The organism is Bacillus cereus group sp. BfR-BA-01430 (assembly GCF_022663115.1).
Classification (GTDB): Bacteria; Bacillota; Bacilli; order Bacillales; family Bacillaceae_G; genus Bacillus_A; species Bacillus_A cereus_BD.
On sequence record NZ_JAKUEW010000001.1, the window covers coordinates 409,248 to 434,163 of the forward strand.

Below are 24,916 nucleotides of genomic sequence, written 5' to 3' on the forward strand. Positions count from 1 at the left end.
TTCAGCTTACTGAGGTAGACGAAACGCTACCTCAGTAGGCCAGAAATTACTTTCTCTTTCAGTTACTATACACTTCTATTTCTTGTTTATCTTGGCGAAAGTTATATTTTATATCTAAAGCATGAGCAACAATTAGTTCTTGCTCAGCTTTGTGCGCATGTGGATCACCGCCAGATGGGCTAGAGCGGTCTGGGCGTCCAATATATCCTGTTTTCAATTTGTCACCAGCAAGTTCGAATAAGATTGGCGCCATGTAATGCCATGCCCCCATATTGCGAGGTTCTTCTTGAACCCAAACGATTTCTTCTAAGTTTTTAAAGCGTTTTATAATGGATTGAACTTTTTCAGCAGGGAATGGGTACAATTGTTCAATGCGAACGATATGAAGTTCATCTAAATTGTACGCATGTTTGCCAGATTCAATCTCAGCTGCTAAATCAATTGCCATCTTACCAGTCGTAAAGATAAGGCGTTTTACTTTCGTTGGTTTTGTACCAAGTTTTTCTTGTTCTAGTGCAGGTTGGAAACGTCCTTCGCTTAGTTCGCTACTTGTAGAAGCTGTAAGCGGATGACGCAATAAACTTTTTGGCGTCATGATCACTAATGGACGAACTGCTTCTGTACCAAGAATAGAAGCTTGACGGCGCAAGATATGGAAATACTGTGCTGCACTTGTTAAGTTTGCAACAGTCCAGTTATTTTCTGCAGCTAATTGTAAGAAACGTTCTGGTCGTGCACTAGAGTGCTCTGGTCCTTGCCCTTCATAACCATGTGGGAGAAGGAGAACAAGACCTGATTTTTGGCCCCATTTTGCTCTACCAGATGAAACATATTGGTCAAATAATGCTTGAGCTGTGTTTGCGAAATCACCGTATTGCGCTTCCCACATCACAAGAGTTTCTGGAGCAAACACATTATAACCATATTCGAAACCAACAACAGCAGCCTCTGATAACGGACTGTTATGAACAGAGAAAGATGCGTTAATATTTGGTAAACGGTGCAGCGGTGAATATGTTTCATTTGTTTCTGTATCATGTAGTACAATATGACGTTGTGCAAATGTACCACGTTGTGAATCTTGACCAGTTAAACGAATTGGTGTTCCTTCTTGTAAAATGGAAGCAAACGCTAATGATTCAGCAAGTGCCCATTCCACTTTACCGCCTTTCTCTAAAGCAGTTCGGCGGCGTTCTAAAATTTTCTTCACTTTCGGATAAACGTTAAAGCCTTCTGGCCAAGATAAGAGCCCTTCATTCATCGCACGAAGTGTTTCCAGTGGAAGACTAGTATCAATTGATTGAATACCTCTTGCGACTACATCTGGAACTTTCACATGTACCGCTGCTTCACTTGTATCAGCAGGTGGCACTTGTGCATATTCCGCTTTTAATTGCTCTTGTGTAAATTGCGTAATTGTTTCTACTTCATCAGAGCTTAAAACACCTTCTATTTTCAATTGTTCCGCATAAATGGCTCTGACAGTTGGATGGTTTTTAATCTTCTTATAAACTTGCGGTTGTGTAACAGCTGGGTCATCCATCTCGTTATGACCGTAGCGGCGATAACCGATTAAATCGATTAAAATATCTTTTTTGAAACGTATGCGATATTGAATCGCAAGGTTTGCAGCTGCCAGACAAGCTTCAGGGTCATCTGCATTTACGTGAACAATTGGAATATCGAAACCTTTTGCAAGGTCACTTGAATATCTTGTAGAACGAGAATCATAACTATCTGTTGTAAAACCAATCGTATTATTTGCGATAATATGAATGGTTCCACCAGTTTGATAAGCGTTCAATCTGCTTAAGTTCAATGTTTCAGATACAATACCTTGACCAGGGAAAGCGGCATCTCCATGAACTAAAATGACGAAAGATTTTGAACGATCTTGCTCAGGATAACCAGCTCTTTTACGATTTTCTTGAGCCGCACGTGCGTAGCCTTCTACAACAGGATTGACGAATTCAAGGTGACTTGGGTTGTTTGCTAATGTAACACGTGTATGAACTGTTTCATTACCAACAACTTGTTCGCGACCTAAATGGTATTTCACGTCTCCTGTCCAGCCAGCATTATGATTCGTTTTATCGTCAGATTGAATCGTTGCATGTTTAAACTCAGCAAACATGTGACTATATGGTTTTTCTAATACGTGAGCGAGAACACTTAGACGGCCGCGGTGAGCCATACCAATCATGACATCTTCAACGCCAGCTTTTGCACCTTCAGCAATCATTTCATCTAATACAGGTACAAGCATATCAACGCCTTCTATAGAGAAACGTTTTTGCCCAACGAATGTTTTATGCAAGAATTGCTCGAAACCTTCAACGGCTGTTAAGCGTTTTAAGAGAGCAGTTCGTTTTTGATCTGATAATGGTTGACGCAAGGAATTTGATTCCACCATTTGATGCAACCATGCACGTTCTTCGCTATCTTGTATATGAGAGAATTCATAGGCTAAGGATTTTGTATACACATCTTTTAATCTATGAATTGCATCAAGAGCTGTGTGAACATCATTTGGCGCATCTGGCCATACTGTTTTTGCTGGAATCGCTTTCAAATCTGCATCGTTTAATTCGCGCATCATTGTCTCAATGAGAGATTGTCCATCATGCGGCTCTTCCATTGGATTAATATGAGCTGATAGATGACCGAATGAACGGATATTCTCGACAACTTGCACAGCTTTCAAAATTGTTTCAATGTTTCCTGTACTTTGAGGAGAAAAATTTGTTTCTTTGTTGTCCCCTGTTACGACATCCACTTGGAACGTAGGAGCTCCGAACGTTTCAAAAAGCTCTTGTAATTCCGGATCAACAGAACCTTCATTCGTCATATAACGATCATACTGTTCAATAACATAGCCAAGGTTCGGACCATGGAATTTGGCCCAAGGGTTTGTCGCTGTATTCTTCCTCGTCATTTGTTTAAACCTCCCAATGCATATATTCCTTTCTTCATGTGAAAAGGATGCATTTCACTCTTTTCATAATTGATGAACCAGTAATGAATGTAAATGTTAACTTTACTCTTATGTTATTACAATAATTTACATAATACCAAACATTATTACTTATCCGTTTTGTAAAAAAACATTCACAATTACTTATCACCTAAGTTAATCTTTCATGTTATAAATTAATTTTAAGGAAAAAATAGGTGATTTCATCTGATACGCCTGTATTTCAAACAAGTAGTATTATGATGAAATGTAAATATAATTGTTAGAATTTTTAGTTGTATTATCGTTTGTATTATGTATATTAGAATAATAAGCGCTTACAAAGATATTATACAACAATATAACAGAATATAGTATAAAAAATAAAAAATTATGAATTTATCGTAAACTTTATTTCGATAGTGTTAAATAATGAAAGAAAAAAGGAAGTATTTGATTATAAAGGGTGATTATAAATTGAAAATGGCGTATAAATCGTTTGTTTTTGCAAAAATAGCAAAAAATCCTGAAAAGCCATTGCTCATTTTATTTGTAAATGATAAGAAATGAAATATTTTAAAAAGATAAAAGGCATATAGCCATATTAATTTTTCTTATGACAAAGGAATGAATATAACGAACATTTATTATGCTTATCATTCCAGTTTGAATGGAAAATAATCATGATGAAAGGTACAGTTAGTGGATGTAAAGGATACTTGACGTAAAGTGTCCTTTACATTTATTCTTAATGTTAAGAAGGAGGAGGCAGTTTCTTGAAAAACAAAATGGTAGAATACAGAAAAAAATTTGGTTTGTCGCAAGAGAAGTTAGCTGAAAGACTCGGTGTTTCTAGGCAAACAATTATTTCGATTGAAAAAGAAAAATATGATCCATCTCTTCCTTTAGCATTTGAAATTGCACGAACATTTCAAACGACTATCGAGCAAATCTTTCTTTATGAAGGACAGGGAAAATAGATTGATATAAGGGGGAAGGAAGATGAATGATTCACAAAAGTACTTTTTCATCATGGGGATTTTATTTTTTATAATGGGCGGTTTCATGCTATTTATCGGGATTATGGCACATTCTGCACCACCGCCACAAACATACACGTTATTGGCGATGACAGTGATGTGCTTTTGCTTAACTTATCTTCATCCGCACTTTAAGGAAAAAGATGAGCGAATGAAATTAATTCGTCAAAAAGGAATGTTTTATTCTTACTTTGCGCTGCTTGTATACTACATTCTTTTTTCAATTGGCCTTCAAACAAAAATCATTACATTATCAGCAGCAGAGTTACTTAACATTTTAGCGGCGTTAACCATTAGCACGGTCTTTCTTTCATTTGTGATTTGTGCTAAAAAATATTAAAGTGAAAGAGAGAAAGGTGAATGAGATAAATGCAAGCTATGTATGTTTTAGGATTAGGTGTACTTTTAATGTTAGCGGTGTATTTCTTCGTTCGGAAGGATATACAAGGCAATACATTGACAAAGCGAGGATTTTATAAATTAATCGGTTGCTTAGTTGTGATGTTTATTGGAATTATCGTTATGATTGTATTAATTAGTAAGCAATTGTAAAACAAAACCCCTATTTTTGGTTATCGATCAAAAATAGGGGTTTTGTTTTGGTTATCATTCTTTATAAAAGAGAGGGATTGCGGAAGGTTTCAAGGAAATGGAGGGCAACTTTGGAAAGGGAACGATTTTTTAACCAAATCACTGCGGAGTCAGATGTAATAGTCGAATCTTCAATATCCAGCACTTTTATGCCAGTTAAAGGAAGCGAAATGAGAGTTGATTTTGGGAGTAATGTACACCCAATGCCGGATCGAACGAGTGAAAGAAGCATAGCAGCATCCGGACAATCGCAAATGATATTTGGTTTTAAACCATGCTTTTGAAAGTTTTCAAGTACTTTTTCGTAAAGACCGAACCCTTTTATCCGTTGGAGTAGCATAAGAGGTAACTTGGCGAGTTCTTTCATAGAAATCATTGACCGGTTATTTGCCTTATCATTCGGCATGACAGCAACAAATTGATCTGTAGGTAACGACAGGGAAGCGAAGTCTTCCATCTCTAATGGAAGGCGGACAATCGCGAGTTCAATTTCGCGATTTTTTATAAGTTGTGCTAAGCGAAATGAATCTCCTTCCTGTAAATGAAATGTCACGAGCGGATATGTTTCATGGAAGGAACGTAGTCTGTCTGGAATATAAGAGAAAGCGGATTTAACAGAACCAATCGATAAGGTTCCTTTGAGACCACTTCCAACTTCTTTTACTTCAGTAATAGTTTCATGGAAGTGATTAAGAATCTCCTTTGTCTTTTTAAATAAAACATGTCCAGCTTCAGTAAGTTCTAGTTTTCGTCCATTTCTTTCTAGTAATTGAACGCCGAGTTCTTGTTCTAGCAATTTCAATTGCTGACTTAATGGAGGCTGTGCCATATGAAGTCTTTTAGCTGCTCGGGTGATTTGTCCCTCTTGTGCAATTGTGTAGAAATAACGAAGTTGTCTAATATCCATACTGATTCCCTCCCATAGATTACTATATTTTTTTCGTATGGAATGCAAATTTTTTTAGTATTTTTCATCTATGATATCACGTGATAGAGTAATAATGTAATGAATTTTCTGATTAATTAGAAATTTAAAAGTGAGGTATTGTGTAATGCGCACAGAAGTAGAAAGGGAAAAGGAGAGACGAAAGAATGGATAAATTCGCAGAAGCAAAGAAAAAATTGAGAGGTTCTATCGCTCCAATCATTACACCATTTGACGAGAGCGGCGCAATTGATTTTCAAACACTTGAAAACTTAATTCATTGGCATATTGAAAGCGGGAGCCATGGTATTTCTGTTACAGGTACAACGGGAGAACCAAGCTCTTTAAAGATCGAGGAACGTGTAAAGGTAATGGAAACGGCGGTAAAGGCAATTAATGGCCGAGTTCCTTTCGTGCCAGGGACGGGATCTACCAATCATGAAGAAACATTGTATTTGACAAAAAAGGCACAAGAAATTGGAGCGGATGCAGCGCTTGTTATTGTGCCTTATTATAATAAACCATCGCAGCACGCATTGTACAAACATTTTAAAACTGTCGCGGATTCTGTTGATATTCCGATTATTATTTATAACATTCCAGGAAGAACAGCTGTAAATCTACAAGTAGAAACGATTGCAAAGTTAAATCAAGATTGTCCAAATATTATTGGGATAAAAGAGTCGAATAAAGATTTTGAACATATTAATCGCGTTCTCTTACATTGTGGAAGAGATTTTCTCTTGTTCTCTGGTATTGAATTGCTCTGTTATCCAATGTTAGCAATTGGTGGCGCGGGGCATATTAGTGCTACTGCGAACGTTGCTCCAAAGCAAGTTGCAGAAGTTTATAATGCGTGGAATGAAGGAGACGTAAAACGTGCATTAAATCTTCATTATGAACTCATGCCACTCAATGATGTGTTATTTAAAGATACAAATCCAGCTCCTGTAAAAGCGGCGCTCGGCATGATGGGGAAAATTAAACCGGTACTTCGTTTGCCAATGGATGTTCCATCACAAGAATTGCAAGATGAAATTCGGGACGTCTTAAAGAACTATGTAGAATTACCAGAAAGTATTGTATCTAGATAAGGACATAGCCCCTTTAAAGTCATACAGATTTTAAGGGGGCATCATTCAAAAAATTGTAGGAGGGAAGAATGTGCGTGCAGAAGCGAAGGATCTACAAAAAGATAAAGCCTATAAGCAAATAGAACATGTAGATTTATATATTGATGGAGAATTTAGAAAAGCGCAGTCGGGAAAAGTATTCGTAAATATGAATCCGTTTATAAACAAGGAGATTAATAGGGTAGCTGAAGGGGATAGAGTTGATATCAATCTGGCAGTTGCTGCAGCGAAAGCCGCTTTTGAAAAAGGGTCATGGGGCAAGATGAAAGTAGAAGAGAGAATGAAATATATCAATCGAATTGCGGATTTAATTGATGAGGAAATAGAAGAAATCGCATATTTGGAAGCACTAGATACGGGGCTTCCTATTAGTCAAACGAGAAAAATGACATCGCGTGCAGCAGAAAACTTTCGTTTCTATGCAAGAATGGTACAAACGAAATTACACGGTGAATCATATCCGGTAAACAAAGAATTTATTAATTACACTGTCTACCATCCAATTGGGGTTGTTGGCCTCATCACCCCATGGAATGCCCCGTTCATGTTAGAAACTTGGAAAGTAGCTCCAGCATTAGCTACCGGGAATACAGTTGTTTTAAAGCCGGCTGAATTATCTCCTTTAACGGCTAACAAACTGGCTGAAATAATTCATAAAGCAGAAGTGCCAAATGGCGTCTTTAATGTCGTTCATGGCTTTGGGGAAACAGCGGGTGCCTCTCTTGTCGCTCATAAAGATGTGAAAGCTATATCATTCACAGGTGAAACAACGACAGGTTCAATCATTATGAAAAATGCGGCTGATACGCTAAAGAAAACTTCAATGGAACTAGGTGGTAAATCTCCTCTTATCGTCTTTGAAGATGCAGATTTAGAGCGCGCTTTAGATGCGGCTGTGTGGGGCATTTTCTCATTTAATGGAGAACGCTGTACCGCTAATTCTCGCTTATTACTGCACAAAAATATTAAAGATCAATTTATTGAAAAATTAAAAGAACGTGTTGGCTATATTACAATCGGCGATCCGATGGACCCTAAGACAGAACTTGGTCCGTTAATTGAAAAACAGCATTTTCAAAAGGTACAAAAGTATATTGAGATCGCAAAAGAAGAAGGGTGTGAAGTGATACAAGGAGTTGTTCCCGAATCGGTGCAAGCGGGTAACTTTGTGCCACCAACTTTATTATTACATGCAAAAAATGAGATGCGAGTATGCCAAGAAGAAATATTTGGTCCTGTTATGGCTGTTATGGAATTTGAAACGGAAGAAGAAGCGATTGCAATTGCTAATGATGTAAGGTACGGACTTGCTGGTTATGTTTGGACAAATGATATGAAGAGAGGTCATCGACTTGCGCAGTCCATTGAAGCGGGCATGTTATGGGTGAACGCTCAAAATGTACGCGATCTTCGAATTCCGTTTGGTGGAGCAAAAGATAGCGGGATCGGAAGAGAAGGTGGGCACTATGCCATTTTCGAGTTTTATACGGAACCAAAGGTTATCCATGTTGCAATCGGAGATCATCATATTCCGAAGTTTGGCACAAAGAAATAATAAGCTGCAGATGAAAATATAAAAACAATAGTTTCATGAAAGGGGAGAGTGAAATGCCAGCAAAAACAGGAAAAGAATATATCGAAAGAGTAAATCAAGCAAATGCCAATGTATGGATTGACGGGAAGAGAGTAGAAGGAAACATCTCAGAACATCCTGCTTTTAAAGGGGTAATGAAAACGCAAGCTGAGTTATATGATATGCAGCACGATCCTGAGAAAGCAGAGTATATGACATATACTTCTCCAACTTCAGGAGAGCGTGTCGGCACTTCCTTTTTGCAGCCAAAAACAAAAGAAGACTTAGCAAAGCGCCGCAAAATGATTCAAGAGTGGGCAAAATACAACGGCGGTATGATGGGGCGCTCTCCAGATTATATTAACGCCGGCATGATGGCTTACGGATCGGCTGCTGAAATGTTTGGAAAACAAGATGCGTTTTATGCGAAAAATATGGCGGAGTATTACGAGTATTGTCGAGAGAATGATTTATCTTTAACACATACATTAATTCAGCCGCAAGTGAATCGTGCGGTTAATGCATCGCAATTATCCGATCCTTATATTGCGGCGCGCATTGTAGAAAAAACATCAGAAGGCGTAGTCATTCGCGGAGCGCGTTTACTTGCAACGCAAGGAGGAATTACCGATGAAATTATGGTGTTTCCTTCGACTCTTTTAAAACAATCCGAAGAGGAAAATCCATATGCATATGCCTTTTCAATTCCAAATCATACACCGGGATTAAAGTTTATTTGCCGTGAATCATTTGATTACGGAAAGTCTCATTTTGATCATCCACTTGGATCGAGATTTGAAGAAATGGATACGATTGTCGTATTTGACGATGTCGTAGTGCCTTGGAATCGAGTGTTTGCTTTAGGGGATGTTGGCGTTTGTAATCAAGCTTACAACGAAAGTAATGCGGTTGTTCATATGACGCATCAAGTTGTTTCAAAAAATATTGCAAAAACGGAATTTGTATTAGGGATTTTACAGCTCATGGTAGAAACGATTAATATCGGTCAGTTTCAACATGTACAAGAAAAGATGTCGGAAGTCATTATGGCACTTGAAACAGTGAAAGCATACGTAACGGCAGCAGAAGCAAATGCGAAGCTGGATAAGTGGGGCATTATGACACCGGACTTTACACCATTAAATGTTGCGCGCCATTACTATCCAAAAATTTACCCAAGGTTTAGTGAAATTATGCAACTGCTTGGAGCAAGTGGCTTAATGGCAATTCCATCAGAATCAGATTTTCAATCGGAATTACGCCCTGATTTAGATAAATATTTACAAGCGGCAAATGGGGACGCATATAATCGCGTGAAATTATATCGACTAGCTTGGGATGTTTGTATGAGTGCATTTGGCACGAGACAGACATTGTATGAACGCTTCTTTTTTGGAGATCCAGTTAGAATGGCGAGCGCGCTATATAATGGCTACGATAAGCAAGTATATGTAGACCGCGTAAAAGAATTTTTAAATCGTTCGGAAGAGTTAATCGAAAAAGTATAAAAATATGGAGGTGTAACAAATGGAGTTTAATATTATTCGCATTGCAAGAACAATTCTAAATGTGAAAGATTTGGATCGTTCGCGAGAATTTTATGTAAACGCTTTAGGATTTATCGAGACGGAATGTGATGAGGAGCATATTTATTTAAGAGGGTTAGAAGAACACGTTCATCATAGCTTAGTATTGAAAAAATCAGAGCAGTTAGGTGTTCATGCACTTGGCTATAAAGTGAAGAGTGAAGAAGATTTAGATAAACTAGCAGCATTTTTCCAATCAAAAGGATTAAAAACAAAGTGGAAAGAAGAAGGAACGCAATATGCACTAGGCAGGGCATTACATGTTCATGATATATCAGGAATGCCCCTTGAGTTCTTCTGTAAGATGAAGGGTGCTGAGCGTATGATTCAACGTTATGATCAATATCGAGGAGCAAGAATTCAGCGCATCGATCATGTAAACTGCGCTGTGCCAGATGTAGAGAAAGCTTACAACTTCTTTGTCAATGAACTTGGTTTTGCATGTTCTGAATATACGGCAACAGAAGATGATCGCGTATGGGCTGCTTGGCTTCACCGGAAACAAACAGTACATGATCAAGCATTTATGAATGGAGAAGGACCGCGCCTTCATCATATTGGCTTTTGGTTACCAGATCCATTAGCGCTTATTCATTGTTGCGATGTCCTTGCATCGATCGGCTATGGTGAAAATATTGAAAGAGGGCCTGGGCGCCACGGATTATCGAATGCATTTTTCTTGTATTTACGAGACCCAGATGGATACAGAATTGAGCTATATAACGGAGATTATTTAACAAGTGATCCAGATTTCAATCCCGTGCGCTGGGATTTAAATGATCCAAGACGCCAAACGTTCTGGGGGCATAAAGCACCGGATAGCTGGTTTAATGAAACATCTCCATTTTTAGATATCGAAACAGGGGAAAGAATACAAGAGGCAAGTCCAACGTTAGAACAAAGAAAACCAGATTTTGTGTTATAGATTGTCAGAATAGTTTGTGAAAATGATAGGTGAGGTGATAAGGTGAAGACGCTGTATATGCAACACCCCATTTCTAAAACGTTGCGAGAAGAAACAGAGGAATGTGTTCTTGCACTTGGCTTCTTTGATGGCGTTCATATTGGTCATAGAAAGCTAATTAGAACAGCAAGAGAGATTGCCAAACAAAAGAAGATCACATTTGCTGTTATGACGTTTTATCCACATCCAAAGGAAGTTGTGAATCCTTCTGATGGCCCGATGAAATATTTAACACCTTTGAAAGTGAAGGAAGAGCGTTTTAAAAATATGGGTGTTGAAAAATTAATCGTAGTCAAGTTTGATCCAATATTCGCCCGCCTATCTTATCAAGAGTTTGTGGAAACATATATTATCGGATTTTGCTGCAAACATGTTGTCGCCGGATTTGATTATCATTACGGATATAAAGGGCAAGGCAATATGCAGCTATTAAAAGAACAAGGGAAGAACAAATTTGAAGTTACCACGATTCCAAAAATAGAACACCATCATCATAAAATTAGTTCAACTGCTATTCGAAAACTACTTTCCCATGGAGCAACACATGATATTCCGAATTATCTCGGTGATTATTATGAAACAAGGGGAATTGTACAGAAATCCTCCGTTTTTTACGAAACGTATAGGTTTATTGAAGTTTTCGTAGAGCAAGATTATATGCTACCAGTACCTGGTGTTTATCATATTACAGTAGAAATTAATCAAATTTTTTATAAGGGAGTATGTCAACAAATAAAAGAACAGCATCTTCTCCTTCAGTTATCCAATTGCCCCATGGATGTATTAAATAAACAGATAAAAGTAAAATGGACCCAATCTATTTTTGGAAATGCAAATGTATATGATATCAATCGGTACGTTTTACTCGATCACTTAGCGATATAGAGGGCTGTTACGGGCAGCCTTACTCCCTTAAAATAGCAGGATAAAATTGAATAAAGGATGAGGTGGGTTTTATATGATAAAATCCAAAAACATAAATTACGAGGAGATTGCAAATTCAGAAAAATTTAAAGCGTTATTGCGCGAGAGAAAAAGATTTACAGTTTCCGTGACAGTCTTTTTCATTTGTTTTGCGCTACTTTTACCGATTTTAACATTGGATACAGATCTATTAACAAAGCAAGCGATTGGTTCTATATCATGGGCTTGGGTATATGCCTTTGCTCAGTTTGGCATGACCATTGTCATATGTCATCTATATGTAAAAAAGGCAGCTTACTTTGATGCATTAGCCGAGCAAGTGTTAAGGGAAGAGGCAGAGGGGAGAAAAGTAGATGGACTATAAAGTGGTAGTAATGTTTGGATTCATTGTGATTATGACGCTTGTTATTACCTATTATGCCTCGAAAAAAACAAGTAATGCTCGTTCTTTTTATACAGCTGGAGGGGGACTAAAGGGATGGCAAAATGGTTTTGCAATTGCCGGTGATTTTATGTCAGCCTCTTCTTTTTTAGGTCTTATTGGTGCGATTTCCCTTCTTGGATATGACGGATATTTTTTAATGTATGGTGCGCTTGTATCGTATTTAGTCGTTTTGCTCCTAGTAGCCGAACCGCTTCGCAATCTAGGAAAATATACATTGGCAGATATGATTACAGAGCGTTTTCAAAATAAAAAAGTGCGTGGTGTTACGGCATTTAATGCTCTTACCATTTCCGTTTTTTACATGCTTGCACAGCTTGTCGCAGCGGGAGCGCTATTTAAATTACTATTAAACATTCAATATGAAATATCTGTCGTTATTGTAGGGCTTGTTATGCTTATATTTGTTATTTTTGGCGGTATGACAGCGACGAGTTGGGTACAAATTACGAAAGCATTTTTATTATTAGGCGGGACATTTCTCATTTTTATCATAGTAATGAGCAAATTCGATTTTAATATTTTTCGTATTTTTGAAGAAATGAAAACAGCAACGCCGCTTCAAGAGGCTTACTTACATCCAGGTGCAAAATATACAAATGGATTAGATGCCTTTTCTTTAACGCTTGGCTTAATTCTTGGTACAGCTGGGCTTCCTCATGTTTTAAGCCGCTTTTTAACCGTTCCAAATGCAAAAGTAGCGAGAAAATCTGTTGCTTATTCCATCTGGATCATTGGGTTATTTTATATTATGGTCATCTTTTTAGGGTTTGCTGCTGCAAAATTCGTTGGAGCTACAGAGATTATGAAAGCGAATCCAGCTGGAAATATGGCAGCACCATTGCTAGCAAAAATATTAGGCGGTGACATGCTATTTGCTGTTATATCAGCTGTTTCATTTGCTACTATTCTTGCTGTCGTAGCGGGAATTGTTGTCACAGGGGCAACCGCATTCTCTCATGATTTTTATAATGAAATTATTCGAGAAGGAAAAGCGACTGAAAAGGAGCAGCTTCGCATGGCGCGATTTGCTTCGATTGGAATTACAGTTTTCTCCATTATATTGGCATTGTTTGTTCAAAAAATGAATGTCGCCTTTCTTTCCTCATTAGCATTAACAGTTGCAGCAAGCTCTAATTTGCCTGTCATTTTATTCACTGTGTATTGGAAGCGTTTTAATATGGCAGGAGCCATTACAGGAATGCTCGTAGGTTTACTTGGCAGTATGATTCTCGTTGCGCTTAGTCCGAGTGTATGGAGTCCGAAAGTAGGAGAAGCACTTTTTGTAGGAGAACCATTATTTCCATTGTCTTCCCCAGGCATTGTCTCCATTCCGTTAGGATTTCTTGGAGCTTATATAGGTACAATTTTATTTGCGAAAAGAAGTAAGACGGGTAATTTTGAAGAAATATTGGTGAAGTCAAATACAGGAAGCGATGTGAAAGGTATTCGTCATCATTAAGTGAAATGAGGGAGGAAAATATGAGGAAAATACAGTTTAAATGTTATGGCCGATCTCAAATAGAAGAAGCGGAGCTACATGCAACAGAAGATGTCGTCATATGGAACGGAAAAGAGTATGAAAGTCACGAGCTTGTATTAGATATTCCAACTTCAGGAAATATTTATGGGACATTGCTCAATTATAAAGGAGTACTTGCAGCATTAGGAAATTCGGTACATGAATTGCCATATAAACAAGCGCCAAGTGCTCCCATTTTATATATCAAACCGATAAACACGATGATTGCCCGGGGAATGCCGATTCCGTTACCGAGTGAAGAAAAGGAGTTAGAAATTGGAGCGACGCTAGGAATTGTCATCGAAAAAAGGGCGACGAAAGTAAGGGAAGAAGAAGCGCTAAAATATATTCGTGGATATACGATTGTAAATGACATCAGCATACCTCATGAAAGTGTGTATCGCCCAGCGATTAAGCAAAAAGCACGCGATGGATTTTGCCCAGTTGGCCCATGGGTAATAGAGAAAGAGGCTATCAAAAACCCAAATGATGTAACCGTTCAAGTATATGTGAACGGTATATTGCGGCAAGAAAATCATACGAAAAACTTAATTAGACCAGTGGAACGTCTCATCGCAGATGTAACAGAATTTATGACGTTATATGAAGGGGATATACTGCTTGTTGGTGTCCCGGAAAATCCACCGCTCGTAAAAGATGGAGACCGCATTCGAATTGAAATTGAAGGAATTGGTAGCTTAGAAAATCAAGTCGTTTTAGAAAAAAACTTGTGAGAGGGGAAGTACGATGAAACGAGCGCGCATCGCATATGCTGGCGGGATTTACTACGCAACTGAAGTAGATGGCAAGTTGCAATTAGATGATGGGCGGGTGCTAGTAGAAGAGGAAGTAACATGGCTCCCACCAGTTGAGCCGCGAACAGTATTTGCTCTCGGCCTAAATTACGCAGATCACGCAAAAGAGTTATCATTTAACGCACCAACAGAACCGCTTGTCTTCTTAAAGGGACCTAACACATTCATCGGTCACCGTGGTCAAACATATCGCCCAGAAGATGTGACGTATATGCACTATGAATGTGAGCTAGCTGTTGTTATGGGAAAAACAGCTCGAGGTGTTAAAAAAGAAGAGGCATATGATTACATTGCTGGCTATACAGTAGCGAATGACTATGCAATACGGGATTATTTAGAAAATTATTATCGGCCAAATTTGAGAGTGAAAAACCGCGATACATGCACGCCAATCGGTCCATGGCTTGTCGATGCATCCGACATTGACGATCCGATGAACTTAACGCTCCGTACATATGTGAATGGCGAGCTGACGCAAGAGGGAACAACGAAAGATATGATCTTTTCCATACGGGACTTAGTTGCCTACTTAAGTAGCTTTATGACATTAAGTAAAGGAGACATCATTTTAACAGGTACGCCAAAAGGATCTGTCGATACGAAAGTAGGAGATGAAGTCATTACCGAAATTGAAGGAATAGGCCGTCTGATAAACACCATTGTTGGGGAAGAAACATTTTCGAAACAATAGAAAGCAAAAGAGTAGCGAACAGAACAGCTACTCTCATTCTAATAATCTATAAAAAGAAGGGAGCCTACGTCCATGCCACATTTTATAGTCGAGTACACGGATAATATAAAAGAAGAAGCGAATATGAAAGAACTATTAAAAAAAGTAAACGATATCCTCATCTCACGAAGCGACATCTTCCCAACAGGAGGGATTCGTTCAAGAGCAATCGAATTACAAGATTACTATATTGCTGACGGACAAGAAGATGACGCATTCGTCCATGCCACGCTCAAAATCGGAGCCGGGCGAACCACACAAGACAAAACAGAAACATGCAACCGCCTATTCAACATGATGAAAGAACACTTCGCAGACCTCGCCGCCAAACGCTACTTCGCCTTATCCATGGAACTAGCAGAATTTAGCGAAGCAGGAACATATAAGTGGAATAATATACATGGACGGTTTCGGGGGAAAGAGAAGAAATAGCAAACGATTATATTGTCTTATAAAATGAAAGGCTTACTGTTTGAAAATGAGCAGTAAGCCTTAAAGATTTTTGCCATGTGTATATTGAGTCATAAAATTCTTCTATATGATTTACAACCTTTTGTAGGAAATGTAGGGGGCTTATGCTTATTAACTTAAGGGTACCAACTATCTTTAAGTGAAAATACGTTATTTCTTCTAAATGAGTTCTAGTAAAATTAGTGATTTGTGTTAGGGTGGTATAAAAAATTTTGGAGGAGAAATAGTGAAAGAAAATACAAAGGAGAGATAATTAAATAATATTTGAGATGTTGCTTTTCATAAGCTTATGCCAATATAGTATATATCTATACAGTTGAATTTTGGAAACCGTTATAGAGGGGAAACTCCATGACTTTACACCGGTCTCTTGTAAATAAAAAGACCTAGAAATAGATTCTAGGTCAGTAGTTAGTATCAACCACCATGATTCCCATCTGCCATCATTTGGACAATGCTTTTCACTTGATTATCTGTTTGTGGAGAAACACTTAATGTTAATGCTAGTGTTGCTACGATTCCAATAATGCTAAATAATTTTTTCATTTTAATGCCTCCTTTTTAAACACTTCATTTTTAGCCTCATAACTTAAGTAGAAATAATAACTGGATTTCTCACTATTTCCTTCACGGTGATATTGTAAGGCTACTATTTCAGTATATTCTTGAACGTACTCCCATAAAGATTCTTCTTTGAAGTACGTTATTCCTTCTAATACAATTTTCTCAAGTTCTTCACCTGAAATTTTTGTATTCATTGCTTTTAATATTTTAAAACGATATTTGTATTCTTCGTGATGTAACTGATTGCTAATTTCTAATCCTTTATCAATTAGTCTTGATGCCTCGTCAACTTCTCCTAATTTGGAATGTTCTTTAGCTTCAATGAACATAGATTTATAGTTTTTTGGCATTTTCTCATTAACCTCAGCTAGATACCTAATTGCTAATGGAGAAAGATTTTGACTTGCATACATCAGACCTAAATTTTGACGAACCATAAGAATAAATTGTTCCTCATTTATTTTTTGGAATGTATTCATTGCTTTAGTGAAGTATTCTTCTGCTAATTCCCATTCTCTTAAATGTGTACAAGCTAACCCTAAGAGATTATCACAGAATGCTACGTTAATTTCACAATCAATATGCTGAGAGAATAATTCTCGCGCTTTTGTAACTTGTTTTACAGATAAAAGCCCTTGATAAATATCATAATGGAATGCCCCGAGTTTATAATGAAACTCTGCTTTTTCAAGTTCGTCAGAAATATGCTCCAAAAGAGTTTCGGCTTTTTCGAAATGTTCTTTTGCGACATTATAATTTCCAATTGTACTAGAATGAATAGCCTTAAAAAAGTGATAATAATAAGCTAGGCGATTATCCGTTGGGGGAGCAAAAGACTCAATTTTATCAAAACTATTTTTGGAGACCCCAACATTGTCAATTACATATTGATATCGAAAGTTTAGTAATGAATAATATAGTAGTAGATTTTTATCTTCTATATTTTGAATTTTTGTATCAATTTCTGTTTTTAAGCAGTGTGCATTCTCTATTCGTCTACCACGAATCTCTACATACCAATCATTCAATAATTGTATGATTACTTCATTCCCCTTCACTGAAACCCCCATAATATCCTCCTAACCTTAATTTATCTTCTTTAGATAATATAATAACAAAATTTAGAGGGGATATTATTTACTATAAATATGTTTAAAAGTTCATAGAATCAACTAGGGTGGAAGGATGTCGTCTTTATCCCGCATTAACGGGCAGCCTGATCATAATCAGTGGGGGATGAAGAAAACCCCACTGATTAAAGTTTCACTTTATACGGGACATTCCCGTTATTAAGTTTTCTAGTGGTGGAAGAACTAATGACGCGAATGTCCCGTATAAATTTGATTCATCACCTATGCAACACCTTTTTCACGGGGAACTAAGACAAAAATGGTGGGGATTAAAAGCTGTTGGATACCACCATGAAAGTATGATGGGTGGAGGAGAGATAGTTAGAATTACCCATGCACCAAATTTTGCGAGGGTGTATAAAGCAAAAGTAGACGGTGAAACAAAAACTGCTCTTTCTTCATTTTTCCCTAAAGAATGGGATAGAGTACAGGTGCTTGATTCTATTAAAGAAGCATACGATAATAAGATGCAAGTCGATACAGTTAGATATGTAGGACAAACATCTCACGGATTTAAAGTGGAAATGATTATACAAAATAATGAGATAATAACCGCATATCCTGTTTATACTAGGAGGTAAAAAATGAAATATACATATGAATTTTATCGTGATGGACTTGGCGGATTAAGAATACGTTTGCCTAAGGAGATTTCTATTATTTCTCATTTTTTAGAAGATATTTTAGATGATGAAGCAGATGAATATATACAGATTTTAGATAATGTAGTAGACAAAAAATTCTCGCAGTATGAAATAGAGGGGAACGTGGCAGCTATCTACATTGAACCTAGTTATACAAGTGCTATTAACTTCTTTATGAGTCCCCCAAATAACCAGTGTAAAATTGAGACCTCTGAGTTTAGAAAACTACTAGTGTTGTGGAGAAATCAAGTGGTAGCAGAGGGAAAGATATAGAAGTGTAAAAGAAAACCGGCTGAAAAATCTACGTAAAATTTAAAACCTCGGCTCTAAATTGCTACGTTTTAGAGTATATAAGCCGTTTAGAAAGGTATTTATATTACTTTGGATATACATACTCAATTTCGCTGATAATTCTCTAGGAAAAACGACTTTAAAATACACGTTAGCGTATCGAAAGTAAATGATCTAAACTTCTATACGAAAGCGACTTGGAATAAGTCGTACGTAGCCGGCACCAGCACAGTTGAAGCAGGGCTCGTCTTTGCTATCGCCGCTAAGGTAAATGTTGATGAGTGGGTATCCGCAGTATCGCGTAAAGGATATACGTACTATATTACGTCTAGTGATTCTTATGTAAGTTGGCTTAGATCATGAAGAAAGCCGCTCATTTTTAGGTGGGCGGCTTACCATTTACTTTAAAGATTTTCGATATAACTTTCTGCTATATCGATATCCTTTGTCATTTCTAACTCTGGAAATTTTTTATCTAATTTTCTTAAGCAATTAATAAATTCTTTACTTTGCACAATTTCCGCTATATCTTCAAAAACTTCACTTATCCAATATAAATCTTCTTTACTACAAATCTCTAAATATCTTATAGTATTTTCCTCATTTTCTGAGAGAACCTCTATTATTTCATTCCAACTTTTTTGTATTCCATAATCATCATTTAAATTTAATTTTTTTCTTTTATCTAAGATAACTTCCATTCTTTTTTCTATATTCATATTAATCCTCCAAACTCTATCTACGGTTGTTGAGTAGCATCAGGGAAAATAGTTCCTATCTCTCCATTTGTTTTTATTACTCCAACCCTAACTCCATTATATTTTCTTTTGTTACTGTATCGTCTAGTGATTTAAATCCTTCTACTACACCTCCAACAAATTGCCCAGAACCAACGTAGATACCGTCAAAAACTTTTCTAATCATAGATTTTTCAGGAGGTTTCCCGCACATTGCCCCTTCTTCGATATTATCATCAGATAAATTGTCATTTAGAAGATCGCTAGCTGGGCGTGCCCGATCTTCTCCAATCGTTTGAATAGCAGTTGTCCACTCCATATTCAATCCTTTTCCTCTTATCTCAAGAAATTCCAATTACTCATTTAGTACTTTATCTAAATACTGTATACCATGATTGCTACGAATATCATCTTCTAATAAATCTGCAACTAAAAAATTTTTTCTGGTAATTCAATCATTAGGGTTTTTAAGGGATCCTCATAAATTCTCATTCTACAAATAAACTAAGTTGGAACACAATATTCCTCCTATTATCAAAATGGATATCCGGTTAAAATAAAACTTCCATTACCATTCTTTTTGCAAAGTAAGAGTTACAAAAGAGCACCCATTAATTAAAGGATGCTCTTTTATATAACATATTCTTTTCTACTTGCTCAATCATTTTACCCAAGTTGCTATACCGTTCTATTCAGAAAGTTTAAAAAATATCCTGTTAATCAAGGATTAAATTTCTAATACTAATATTAATTTTTTGAAGAGTCAATTAGATCAGTGTTGCAGCGCTCAAAATGAATTTCATAACATTCTTCTTCAGAAAATATTTGTACAATTTGCCCCGTACTCTTATCAGCAATTACAAATTCATTAGTTTCAGAAATGTCCCAAAGTTCCTCAATAGATTTTGTGAAATTCAATATTCTAACATTTGCCCATACCGGCTCTAAACAATTAGGAACTAATATAAAATATTCTGTTTTATGATTTGAAAAACTTAAAGAACCTAAAGAACGTTCAATCCATAAAATATACCTACTTTTAACATCACCAACAGGAATATGAAATGTTGGTTTAGAGTTAACATTTCGAAACTTTTTCAATGCTGTGTCGAATAGTTTTATCCATGCAGAATCGGGATTTTCAAATTCAATAAGTTCTAAATTTGAGAATTGGCTAAAGACTTTTTTAGCTCTGATTAATACTTTTTTTCTACGAATTTTTTCATTTTGATATATCATAATTTTCCTGCCTCTCATTTGTTATAATAAAGGTGATGATCGTTATTAGTCCCGTAAATGTTAGAGTATCTCTCCTTCTTAAAATCATAAGTATACGGATTAGCTCCGTCTTTGGGTTTACCTGCATGTGTATGTAATACGCCATCATTAATATGCTCAACAATAACTCGTTTACCTTGAGGTGTGTCATACTCATAATAACGCCCATGGTGAGTGTGGTTAGCACTATATTCATAGTTCTTAGATTCATACCCTTTTTTAGATATATCATCTCCTACTTGCCATTGGCGTGTAGGTTGTTGTGATCTAGGAATACCAGCTAAGTCTTTAGCTTTATTAAATGCAATTGTTCTATTCCTGACAATTTCAATATTCTTAAGAATAAAGGAATCTTTTCCAATTTTATTATTTAATCCCTTGCTTTCTCCGCTACTTGCTTGAACAAAGAAATCTTTAAGCGTAGGGGACTCATAATTAAATTTGCCAATACCTGCATAAGCAACTTGATTTTTGGGTATTAGAATATTATTTAACATGTTAACGCTTTGCTTAAACTTATCAAAATTTATTACATTTTTTACACCTTGTATGAAGTTTACACTTTCATTCAGTTTTGAGGCCTTACCTGACCTGGAAACTTTACCTAGTTTTGAAATTTTATCTACACCTTTTGTTCCTACCAATAATTCGGCAAGTGCTAATTTAACTTGCGCTTCTACATTTCCAATCCATCTAGCTCTACTATTCCAATCTCCATTTACAACATCTTGATTCCATGAATCAGAAATAGCTTGTTCTACAGCAGCAAATGTTTCGTCGATATGAGAAAAGGCATACACAGCGCCTTCAAAACTATCTATTGGGTGTAAGATTGTATTTAATATTCCTTTAAGTTCATCTAATACAGCTTTAGTTTGTCCTTTTTTGTAGTTATAATATAGCCCGGGCAAAGAAGTATTTTCTGTCTGATGAAAAAATTTTTCGGACAACTGATCCATCGCTTCTATTTCGGTTTCGACAGCATCTTTAAATTTATCCAGTAACGATTTGTCTATTATACTCTCTTCCTCAGACTGATGCTTCCTATCTGCTGTAATTGCTCGAATAGAATTCGCCCACTCTATATTCAATCCTTGTGTACTAAATGTACCACTTACAGGACGAAAACCTTTCCCACTTTGGACTTCAGCCAAACCCGTCGCAATACTAGCGGCTAATTGAATCACTGTGTCATAATTGCTACTTGAAGTAGTATTGAATTCATATAAGTGCTCGAGTTTTTCTTCTAATTTTTGTTTCATAGAAACAAAAATACCAATCATAGCTCCCATGCTTGGTATAGGCATAGCTGCATTCATTTCTTCCATATGCGATATCATTTGATTGATTTGCTGGATTTGTTCCCTGAGTTCTTGTTCAATGACGTCTGTTTGAGCAACTTGTGCTGCAAAGTCTCTAGGGAAAGCATTGTTTTGTTGGATTAATTCTTCACATAAATAAATGATACCTTGTGCTAATGGACGGAATGTTTGGGCAAAGAATGCTTTGGCACTTTCATACGTTTGTCCTTGCAAAACAGGATCCAATGCAAAAGTATCAATCAACTGAATCGCTTGTTCCATTCCTTGAATGGTAGCGGTACATACAGCGTTCATGTTTTGAGTTTGGCTTTGTACTTCTCCCAAATACATATTTAAACTCATGCATGGACCTCCCTTGCTAATTGTTGCTGCTGATAGGAAAGGTCATTTTCTAAATCACTAAGGTCTCGTCTTTCTTTTAGCAACGTTTCTTTTTGATTTTCCAATTTGAATGTAAGTTTTCGTTCCATGTGCCCTGCTTCTCGGCGCATATTCAGAAAAATGAGACAATTCTCTATCGCCGTGCCAAGTTTCTAAAATTCGATTAAATAAACGGCTGCTTCGACTTTTCCATTCGTGAAAATCTGCATTATAGAGGAAATAGTAGATTCGAAAACCTTACATTTTGCAAGTTATAAGTGTTGTAAAAATATGATATATTAATATAGTAAATTTGATAGGAGGAATAAATGTGAAAATTGTAAAGTCAAAGAAGTTATGGATAACTTTAACACTAATCTTTGGATTGGTAATTTCATATTCGATTGGTGCTAGAGGAGCGAAGGTTGCTATCGAGAAAGAAAAAGTTACATACGAAGAGGCAAAAGCAAAAGTAGTAGAAAAGGAGAAAGAGTTAAGTTACACGAAAAGCAAGGTCAAAGAAAGTATTGATGCAGAGCAAAAGAAGCTTGATGACAAGAAAGCTGAAGTGAAAGAGACCTTGGCTCTAGTAGACAATAAGAATCAACTAGCATCAGAAGTTGATAAACTAGGAAAAGAGGTAGAAGCTAAGAAGAGTGAGGTCACTGAATTAGATGGGAATATCCAAGCTAAGAAAAGCGAACTACAGAAGCTTACAGAAGGTGTTAAAGCTAAGCAGGAAGAGCCTAGGGTTTTAGGGGCAGGTGAATATATCGTGGGTAAAGATATACCTTCTGGTCGTTATAAGGCTACGGCAGTAGGGCGAGGGAGTAACTTTATTGTATTTGATGGCAATAGAGGGACAGCAAAAGTAAATACCATTTTAGGAAATAGCTCAGTAGGTCGTGGAGATTATACTTTCTTCACTAGTGATGGTGATATTATTAAGACAGCAGAGCAAGTGAAATTAATTCCAGTAGAATAGTTTTAAAGAAATAATGGAGAGAAGGAGTTAGAAAGCCTTCTAGAATAATTACAGTAAAAGTTAATAGATAAGAGACTCGACTACAAATACAGTCATGTTTGTGAGTATCATAGGATTCATAAGATTAAGAAATATAAAATCAGACAATTTTAATCATGTATTAAATAATAAGATAAATAACAGGAGAAAATACAATCATGAAAAAATGGATCATTTGGGCAGTAATCTTTTACATACATTCAGCGGTACTGCTATATATGGGTATTGATAGAATTGAAGGGTATTATATGGCCAGTGAATACAGTGAGTTAAATAAACACGCTTATGTAGGCGGGGACGCATACAACTACATTATTAACTCTAATCTGCTTACAGCGTACTTTGTACTTAGCGCAGCATTCTTTATCGCAGGGACTCTCTTCATCGCTACTGGAGCGATTATCAAAGCTCTCAAGGAAAAGCAAATGGGATAAGCGGTTGAACTGCCAATAACACTATATAATTAAAACAAAAACCAATACGCATTTTATTGGAATATTAAGAATGAAAAAGGAGTTCGTTATCTATATAACAGACTCCTTTTTATTATGAGTGGCCTTTTTCAGTGGCCACCATAATTGCCGCTTCCTTTTTGTGTTATAGTTTGTAAACTAATAAACAACGAATCAACCAGTATGTCCATGTGTGTATGCAATGATTTCAGCGATTTGCTGAACATCTAATGAAGAAGATGCTCCGAATGTTAAAGTTAAAACTGTCAAAACTCCAACTAAACTTAATACTGTTTTTTTCATTTTAATGCTCCTTTTTTAAAATTTTTATCTTTAGCTTTGCTGACTGTATAAAAATATGTGCTGGCTTTTGAGTGATTGCGTTCTTGATAGAATTTTAATGCTAACTTTTCAGCATATTCTTCCACATACTCATATAATTCTTCTTCTTCGAAATAGGATAATCCTTCTATAATAACTTTTTCTAAATCTTCTGTAGAAGTATTGTCGTTCAGTAGTTTTAAAATTGTAAAATGATGTATATAGCCTTTATTATATAGATTATTACAAATATTTAATCCCTTTTCAATTAAATTTGAAGCAATATTTGTTTCGCCTAGTTTGAAATGCTCTCTAGCTTGAATAAAAATAGCCTTATAGTCAGTTGGTAACTTTTGGTTGACTTCAGATAGATAGCGGATAGCTAGACTAGAAAGGTTTTGGTTTGCATACATTAAGCCGAGATTGTGACGCACAATTAAAATATAAGGGTCTTGCTTTTCTTTTTGGAATGTATCTATGGCAGAAAGAAAATGTTCCTCTGCCAATTCATACTCTTTTAAATGGGTACATGCTAGTCCATATAGATTATTACAAAAAGCAACTTTCAATTCATATCCTTTGTGACTAGAGAACACTTCTTTAGCTTTCGTTAAATAATTAATAGTAAGAATATACTTTTGAGTGTGACAATAGAAAATGGCTAATTCATAATAGAATTCAGCTTTTTCAATTTCATCTGATATATGTTTTAAAAGTTCTTCAGCTTTTTCGTAGTGCATTTTAGCCATAGTGTGGCTGCCAGTTATATTTGAATGAATTGCCTTAAAAAAGTGGTAATAATATGCTAAGAAGTTATCTGTCGGTATTGCAAAAGAATCATTTTGTTTAAAGCTATCTTTAGAGATGCTTAAGCTATCGACCAAATATTGATATCTAAAATTAAGAAGAGAATAGTATAATAGGTTTTGGTCTTCCTCAATAGCTTGTATTTTAGTATCAATCTCTTCTTTTAATTTGTGTGCATTTTCTATTCGTCTAGCCCGAATTTCTACATACCAGTCATTTAATAACTGTGTGATCTGCCCATTCTCCTTTAATAAAGCTTTCATCTTTTCCTCCCCATCCCTAATATATGTAATTTTCAATAATTATATAACATAATC

General features: G+C 36.3%; 26 protein-coding genes and 2 pseudogenes. 17 read left to right on the plus strand and 11 right to left on the minus strand.

Annotated features, from left to right (window positions below):
- Positions 1-58 precede the first annotated feature (58 nt).
- Positions 59-2,935: a 2-oxoglutarate dehydrogenase E1 component gene (locus tag MR058_RS02100; RefSeq protein ID WP_242142401.1), complete on the minus strand. Its 2,877-nt coding sequence runs from the start codon at positions 2,933-2,935 to the stop codon at positions 59-61.
- 794 nt (positions 2,936-3,729) lie between these two features.
- On the opposite strand from MR058_RS02100, the gene MR058_RS02105 reads away from it, so the two are divergent.
- From MR058_RS02105 to MR058_RS02115, 3 genes are read left to right on the plus strand one after another with little or no spacing between them, the layout of a single operon-like run.
- Positions 3,730-3,933 carry a helix-turn-helix transcriptional regulator gene (locus tag MR058_RS02105; protein WP_242142404.1) on the plus strand — a complete coding sequence of 68 codons (204 nt, stop codon included), beginning with the start codon at positions 3,730-3,732 and terminating at the stop codon, positions 3,931-3,933.
- Positions 3,934-3,955: 22 nt separating this feature from the next.
- Entirely contained in the window at positions 3,956-4,333 is a 378-nt protein-coding gene (locus MR058_RS02110) for a permease (RefSeq protein ID WP_242142406.1), read from the plus strand.
- 29 nt (positions 4,334-4,362) lie between these two features.
- On the plus strand, positions 4,363-4,545 hold the full coding sequence (locus MR058_RS02115; RefSeq protein ID WP_011984046.1) for a DUF3976 domain-containing protein: 183 nt from the start codon (positions 4,363-4,365) through the stop codon (positions 4,543-4,545).
- A gap of 61 nt (positions 4,546-4,606) precedes the next feature.
- Here the strand turns inward: MR058_RS02115 and MR058_RS02120 are convergent, their stop codons facing one another.
- Complete coding sequence (locus MR058_RS02120) at positions 4,607-5,491, minus strand: LysR family transcriptional regulator (RefSeq protein ID WP_242142407.1); 885 nt, start codon at positions 5,489-5,491, stop codon at positions 4,607-4,609.
- A gap of 185 nt (positions 5,492-5,676) precedes the next feature.
- Here MR058_RS02120 and hpaI point away from each other — a divergent pair, with 185 nt between their 5' ends.
- From hpaI to MR058_RS02170, 10 genes are all read left to right on the plus strand, one after another.
- A complete protein-coding gene (gene hpaI, locus MR058_RS02125) occupies positions 5,677-6,603 on the plus strand; it encodes a 2,4-dihydroxyhept-2-ene-1,7-dioic acid aldolase (protein WP_242142409.1) in 927 nt (308 codons plus the stop codon).
- A gap of 70 nt (positions 6,604-6,673) precedes the next feature.
- Complete coding sequence (gene hpaE, locus MR058_RS02130; RefSeq protein ID WP_242142410.1) at positions 6,674-8,197, plus strand: 5-carboxymethyl-2-hydroxymuconate semialdehyde dehydrogenase; 1,524 nt, start codon at positions 6,674-6,676, stop codon at positions 8,195-8,197.
- A 53-nt stretch (positions 8,198-8,250) separates the two neighbouring features.
- Positions 8,251-9,723 carry a 4-hydroxyphenylacetate 3-monooxygenase, oxygenase component gene (hpaB, locus tag MR058_RS02135; RefSeq protein WP_242142412.1) on the plus strand — a complete coding sequence of 491 codons (1,473 nt, stop codon included), beginning with the start codon at positions 8,251-8,253 and terminating at the stop codon, positions 9,721-9,723.
- Positions 9,724-9,742: 19 nt separating this feature from the next.
- A complete protein-coding gene (gene hpaD, locus MR058_RS02140) occupies positions 9,743-10,726 on the plus strand; it encodes a 3,4-dihydroxyphenylacetate 2,3-dioxygenase (RefSeq protein WP_242142414.1) in 984 nt (327 codons plus the stop codon).
- Between the two features lie 42 nt (positions 10,727-10,768).
- A complete protein-coding gene (locus tag MR058_RS02145; RefSeq protein ID WP_242142416.1) occupies positions 10,769-11,650 on the plus strand; it encodes an FAD synthetase family protein in 882 nt (293 codons plus the stop codon).
- Positions 11,651-11,723: 73 nt separating this feature from the next.
- Positions 11,724-12,053, plus strand: a complete 330-nt coding sequence (locus MR058_RS02150) for a DUF485 domain-containing protein (protein WP_242142418.1) — start codon at positions 11,724-11,726, stop codon at positions 12,051-12,053.
- On the plus strand, positions 12,043-13,593 hold the full coding sequence (locus MR058_RS02155; protein ID WP_242142420.1) for a solute symporter family protein: 1,551 nt from the start codon (positions 12,043-12,045) through the stop codon (positions 13,591-13,593). The genes MR058_RS02150 and MR058_RS02155 overlap by 11 nt, the downstream gene beginning before the upstream one ends.
- Positions 13,594-13,613: 20 nt before the next feature.
- A complete protein-coding gene (locus tag MR058_RS02160; protein ID WP_242142422.1) occupies positions 13,614-14,387 on the plus strand; it encodes a fumarylacetoacetate hydrolase family protein in 774 nt (257 codons plus the stop codon).
- A 13-nt stretch (positions 14,388-14,400) separates the two neighbouring features.
- The gene (locus MR058_RS02165; RefSeq protein WP_242142424.1) at positions 14,401-15,159 is read left to right on the plus strand and encodes a fumarylacetoacetate hydrolase family protein; all 759 of its coding nucleotides are present in this window, start codon (positions 14,401-14,403) and stop codon (positions 15,157-15,159) included.
- A 72-nt stretch (positions 15,160-15,231) separates the two neighbouring features.
- A complete protein-coding gene (locus MR058_RS02170; RefSeq protein WP_242142425.1) occupies positions 15,232-15,630 on the plus strand; it encodes a 5-carboxymethyl-2-hydroxymuconate Delta-isomerase in 399 nt (132 codons plus the stop codon).
- A gap of 456 nt (positions 15,631-16,086) precedes the next feature.
- On the opposite strand, the gene MR058_RS23250 is transcribed toward MR058_RS02170, so the two are convergent.
- Positions 16,087-16,215 carry a hypothetical protein gene (locus MR058_RS23250; protein ID WP_277926407.1) on the minus strand — a complete coding sequence of 43 codons (129 nt, stop codon included), beginning with the start codon at positions 16,213-16,215 and terminating at the stop codon, positions 16,087-16,089.
- Positions 16,212-17,303, minus strand: a complete 1,092-nt coding sequence (locus MR058_RS02175; RefSeq protein WP_242142427.1) for a response regulator aspartate phosphatase — start codon at positions 17,301-17,303, stop codon at positions 16,212-16,214. Before MR058_RS02175 ends, MR058_RS23250 begins: the two co-directional genes overlap by 4 nt.
- Before the next feature lie 284 nt (positions 17,304-17,587).
- On the opposite strand from MR058_RS02175, the gene MR058_RS02180 reads away from it, so the two are divergent.
- Both MR058_RS02180 and MR058_RS02185 read left to right on the plus strand, forming a co-directional pair.
- On the plus strand, positions 17,588-17,944 hold the full coding sequence (locus tag MR058_RS02180; RefSeq protein ID WP_242142429.1) for an EndoU domain-containing protein: 357 nt from the start codon (positions 17,588-17,590) through the stop codon (positions 17,942-17,944).
- A 3-nt stretch (positions 17,945-17,947) separates the two neighbouring features.
- A complete protein-coding gene (locus MR058_RS02185; RefSeq protein WP_242142431.1) occupies positions 17,948-18,280 on the plus strand; it encodes a hypothetical protein in 333 nt (110 codons plus the stop codon).
- Positions 18,281-18,702: 422 nt separating this feature from the next.
- Here the strand turns inward: MR058_RS02185 and MR058_RS02190 are convergent, their stop codons facing one another.
- The 5 genes and pseudogenes from MR058_RS02190 to MR058_RS02210 form a co-directional block, all read right to left on the minus strand.
- Entirely contained in the window at positions 18,703-19,017 is a 315-nt protein-coding gene (locus MR058_RS02190) for a hypothetical protein (protein WP_242142433.1), read from the minus strand.
- Between the two features lie 97 nt (positions 19,018-19,114).
- Positions 19,115-19,366: pseudogene (locus MR058_RS02195) on the minus strand (cytoplasmic protein); the annotation flags it as partial.
- A gap of 416 nt (positions 19,367-19,782) precedes the next feature.
- A complete protein-coding gene (locus MR058_RS02200) occupies positions 19,783-20,274 on the minus strand; it encodes a hypothetical protein (RefSeq protein ID WP_242142435.1) in 492 nt (163 codons plus the stop codon).
- 14 nt (positions 20,275-20,288) lie between these two features.
- Positions 20,289-21,977 (minus strand): HNH/endonuclease VII fold putative polymorphic toxin, encoded by a 1,689-nt coding sequence (locus MR058_RS02205; RefSeq protein WP_242142436.1) that lies wholly within the window; start codon positions 21,975-21,977, stop codon positions 20,289-20,291.
- Positions 21,974-22,223 (minus strand): annotated as a pseudogene (locus MR058_RS02210) (DUF3958 family protein); the annotation flags it as partial. The pseudogene MR058_RS02210 and the gene MR058_RS02205, both read right to left, overlap by 4 nt.
- Positions 22,224-22,326: 103 nt before the next feature.
- Between MR058_RS02210 and MR058_RS02215 the strand changes: the two are divergent.
- Positions 22,327-22,980: a hypothetical protein gene (locus MR058_RS02215; RefSeq protein WP_242142438.1), complete on the plus strand. Its 654-nt coding sequence runs from the start codon at positions 22,327-22,329 to the stop codon at positions 22,978-22,980.
- A 197-nt stretch (positions 22,981-23,177) separates the two neighbouring features.
- Entirely contained in the window at positions 23,178-23,453 is a 276-nt protein-coding gene (locus MR058_RS02220) for a hypothetical protein (RefSeq protein WP_087098042.1), read from the plus strand.
- A gap of 192 nt (positions 23,454-23,645) precedes the next feature.
- On the opposite strand, the gene MR058_RS23255 is transcribed toward MR058_RS02220, so the two are convergent.
- Together MR058_RS23255 and MR058_RS02225 are read right to left on the minus strand one after the other, a co-directional pair.
- Positions 23,646-23,774 carry a hypothetical protein gene (locus tag MR058_RS23255; protein ID WP_277926408.1) on the minus strand — a complete coding sequence of 43 codons (129 nt, stop codon included), beginning with the start codon at positions 23,772-23,774 and terminating at the stop codon, positions 23,646-23,648.
- Positions 23,771-24,862, minus strand: a complete 1,092-nt coding sequence (locus MR058_RS02225) for a Rap family tetratricopeptide repeat protein (protein ID WP_242142440.1) — start codon at positions 24,860-24,862, stop codon at positions 23,771-23,773. Before MR058_RS02225 ends, MR058_RS23255 begins: the two co-directional genes overlap by 4 nt.
- Between the last annotated feature and the right edge of the window lie 54 nt (positions 24,863-24,916).

What these genes read in the sequence shown, in the direction of transcription:
- MR058_RS02100 (WP_242142401.1), bottom strand. Translation starts at nt 2,935, where the DNA reads ATGACGAGGAAGAATACAGCGACAAACCCTTGGGCCAAATTCCATGGT.
- MR058_RS02110 (WP_242142406.1), top strand. Translation starts at nt 3,956, where the DNA reads ATGAATGATTCACAAAAGTACTTTTTCATCATGGGGATTTTATTTTTT.
- MR058_RS02115 (WP_011984046.1), top strand. Translation starts at nt 4,363, where the DNA reads ATGCAAGCTATGTATGTTTTAGGATTAGGTGTACTTTTAATGTTAGCG.
- MR058_RS02120 (WP_242142407.1), bottom strand. Translation starts at nt 5,491, where the DNA reads ATGGATATTAGACAACTTCGTTATTTCTACACAATTGCACAAGAGGGA.
- hpaI (WP_242142409.1), top strand. Translation starts at nt 5,677, where the DNA reads ATGGATAAATTCGCAGAAGCAAAGAAAAAATTGAGAGGTTCTATCGCT.
- hpaB (WP_242142412.1), top strand. Translation starts at nt 8,251, where the DNA reads ATGCCAGCAAAAACAGGAAAAGAATATATCGAAAGAGTAAATCAAGCA.
- hpaD (WP_242142414.1), top strand. Translation starts at nt 9,743, where the DNA reads ATGGAGTTTAATATTATTCGCATTGCAAGAACAATTCTAAATGTGAAA.
- MR058_RS02150 (WP_242142418.1), top strand. Translation starts at nt 11,724, where the DNA reads ATGATAAAATCCAAAAACATAAATTACGAGGAGATTGCAAATTCAGAA.
- MR058_RS02155 (WP_242142420.1), top strand. Translation starts at nt 12,043, where the DNA reads ATGGACTATAAAGTGGTAGTAATGTTTGGATTCATTGTGATTATGACG.
- MR058_RS02160 (WP_242142422.1), top strand. Translation starts at nt 13,614, where the DNA reads ATGAGGAAAATACAGTTTAAATGTTATGGCCGATCTCAAATAGAAGAA.
- MR058_RS02165 (WP_242142424.1), top strand. Translation starts at nt 14,401, where the DNA reads ATGAAACGAGCGCGCATCGCATATGCTGGCGGGATTTACTACGCAACT.
- MR058_RS02170 (WP_242142425.1), top strand. Translation starts at nt 15,232, where the DNA reads ATGCCACATTTTATAGTCGAGTACACGGATAATATAAAAGAAGAAGCG.
- MR058_RS23250 (WP_277926407.1), bottom strand. Translation starts at nt 16,215, where the DNA reads ATGAAAAAATTATTTAGCATTATTGGAATCGTAGCAACACTAGCATTA.
- MR058_RS02175 (WP_242142427.1), bottom strand. Translation starts at nt 17,303, where the DNA reads ATGGGGGTTTCAGTGAAGGGGAATGAAGTAATCATACAATTATTGAAT.
- MR058_RS02180 (WP_242142429.1), top strand. Translation starts at nt 17,588, where the DNA reads ATGCAACACCTTTTTCACGGGGAACTAAGACAAAAATGGTGGGGATTA.
- MR058_RS02185 (WP_242142431.1), top strand. Translation starts at nt 17,948, where the DNA reads ATGAAATATACATATGAATTTTATCGTGATGGACTTGGCGGATTAAGA.
- MR058_RS02190 (WP_242142433.1), bottom strand. Translation starts at nt 19,017, where the DNA reads ATGAATATAGAAAAAAGAATGGAAGTTATCTTAGATAAAAGAAAAAAA.
- MR058_RS02200 (WP_242142435.1), bottom strand. Translation starts at nt 20,274, where the DNA reads ATGATATATCAAAATGAAAAAATTCGTAGAAAAAAAGTATTAATCAGA.
- MR058_RS02205 (WP_242142436.1), bottom strand. Translation starts at nt 21,977, where the DNA reads ATGAGTTTAAATATGTATTTGGGAGAAGTACAAAGCCAAACTCAAAAC.
- MR058_RS02220 (WP_087098042.1), top strand. Translation starts at nt 23,178, where the DNA reads ATGAAAAAATGGATCATTTGGGCAGTAATCTTTTACATACATTCAGCG.
- MR058_RS23255 (WP_277926408.1), bottom strand. Translation starts at nt 23,774, where the DNA reads ATGAAAAAAACAGTATTAAGTTTAGTTGGAGTTTTGACAGTTTTAACT.
- MR058_RS02225 (WP_242142440.1), bottom strand. Translation starts at nt 24,862, where the DNA reads ATGAAAGCTTTATTAAAGGAGAATGGGCAGATCACACAGTTATTAAAT.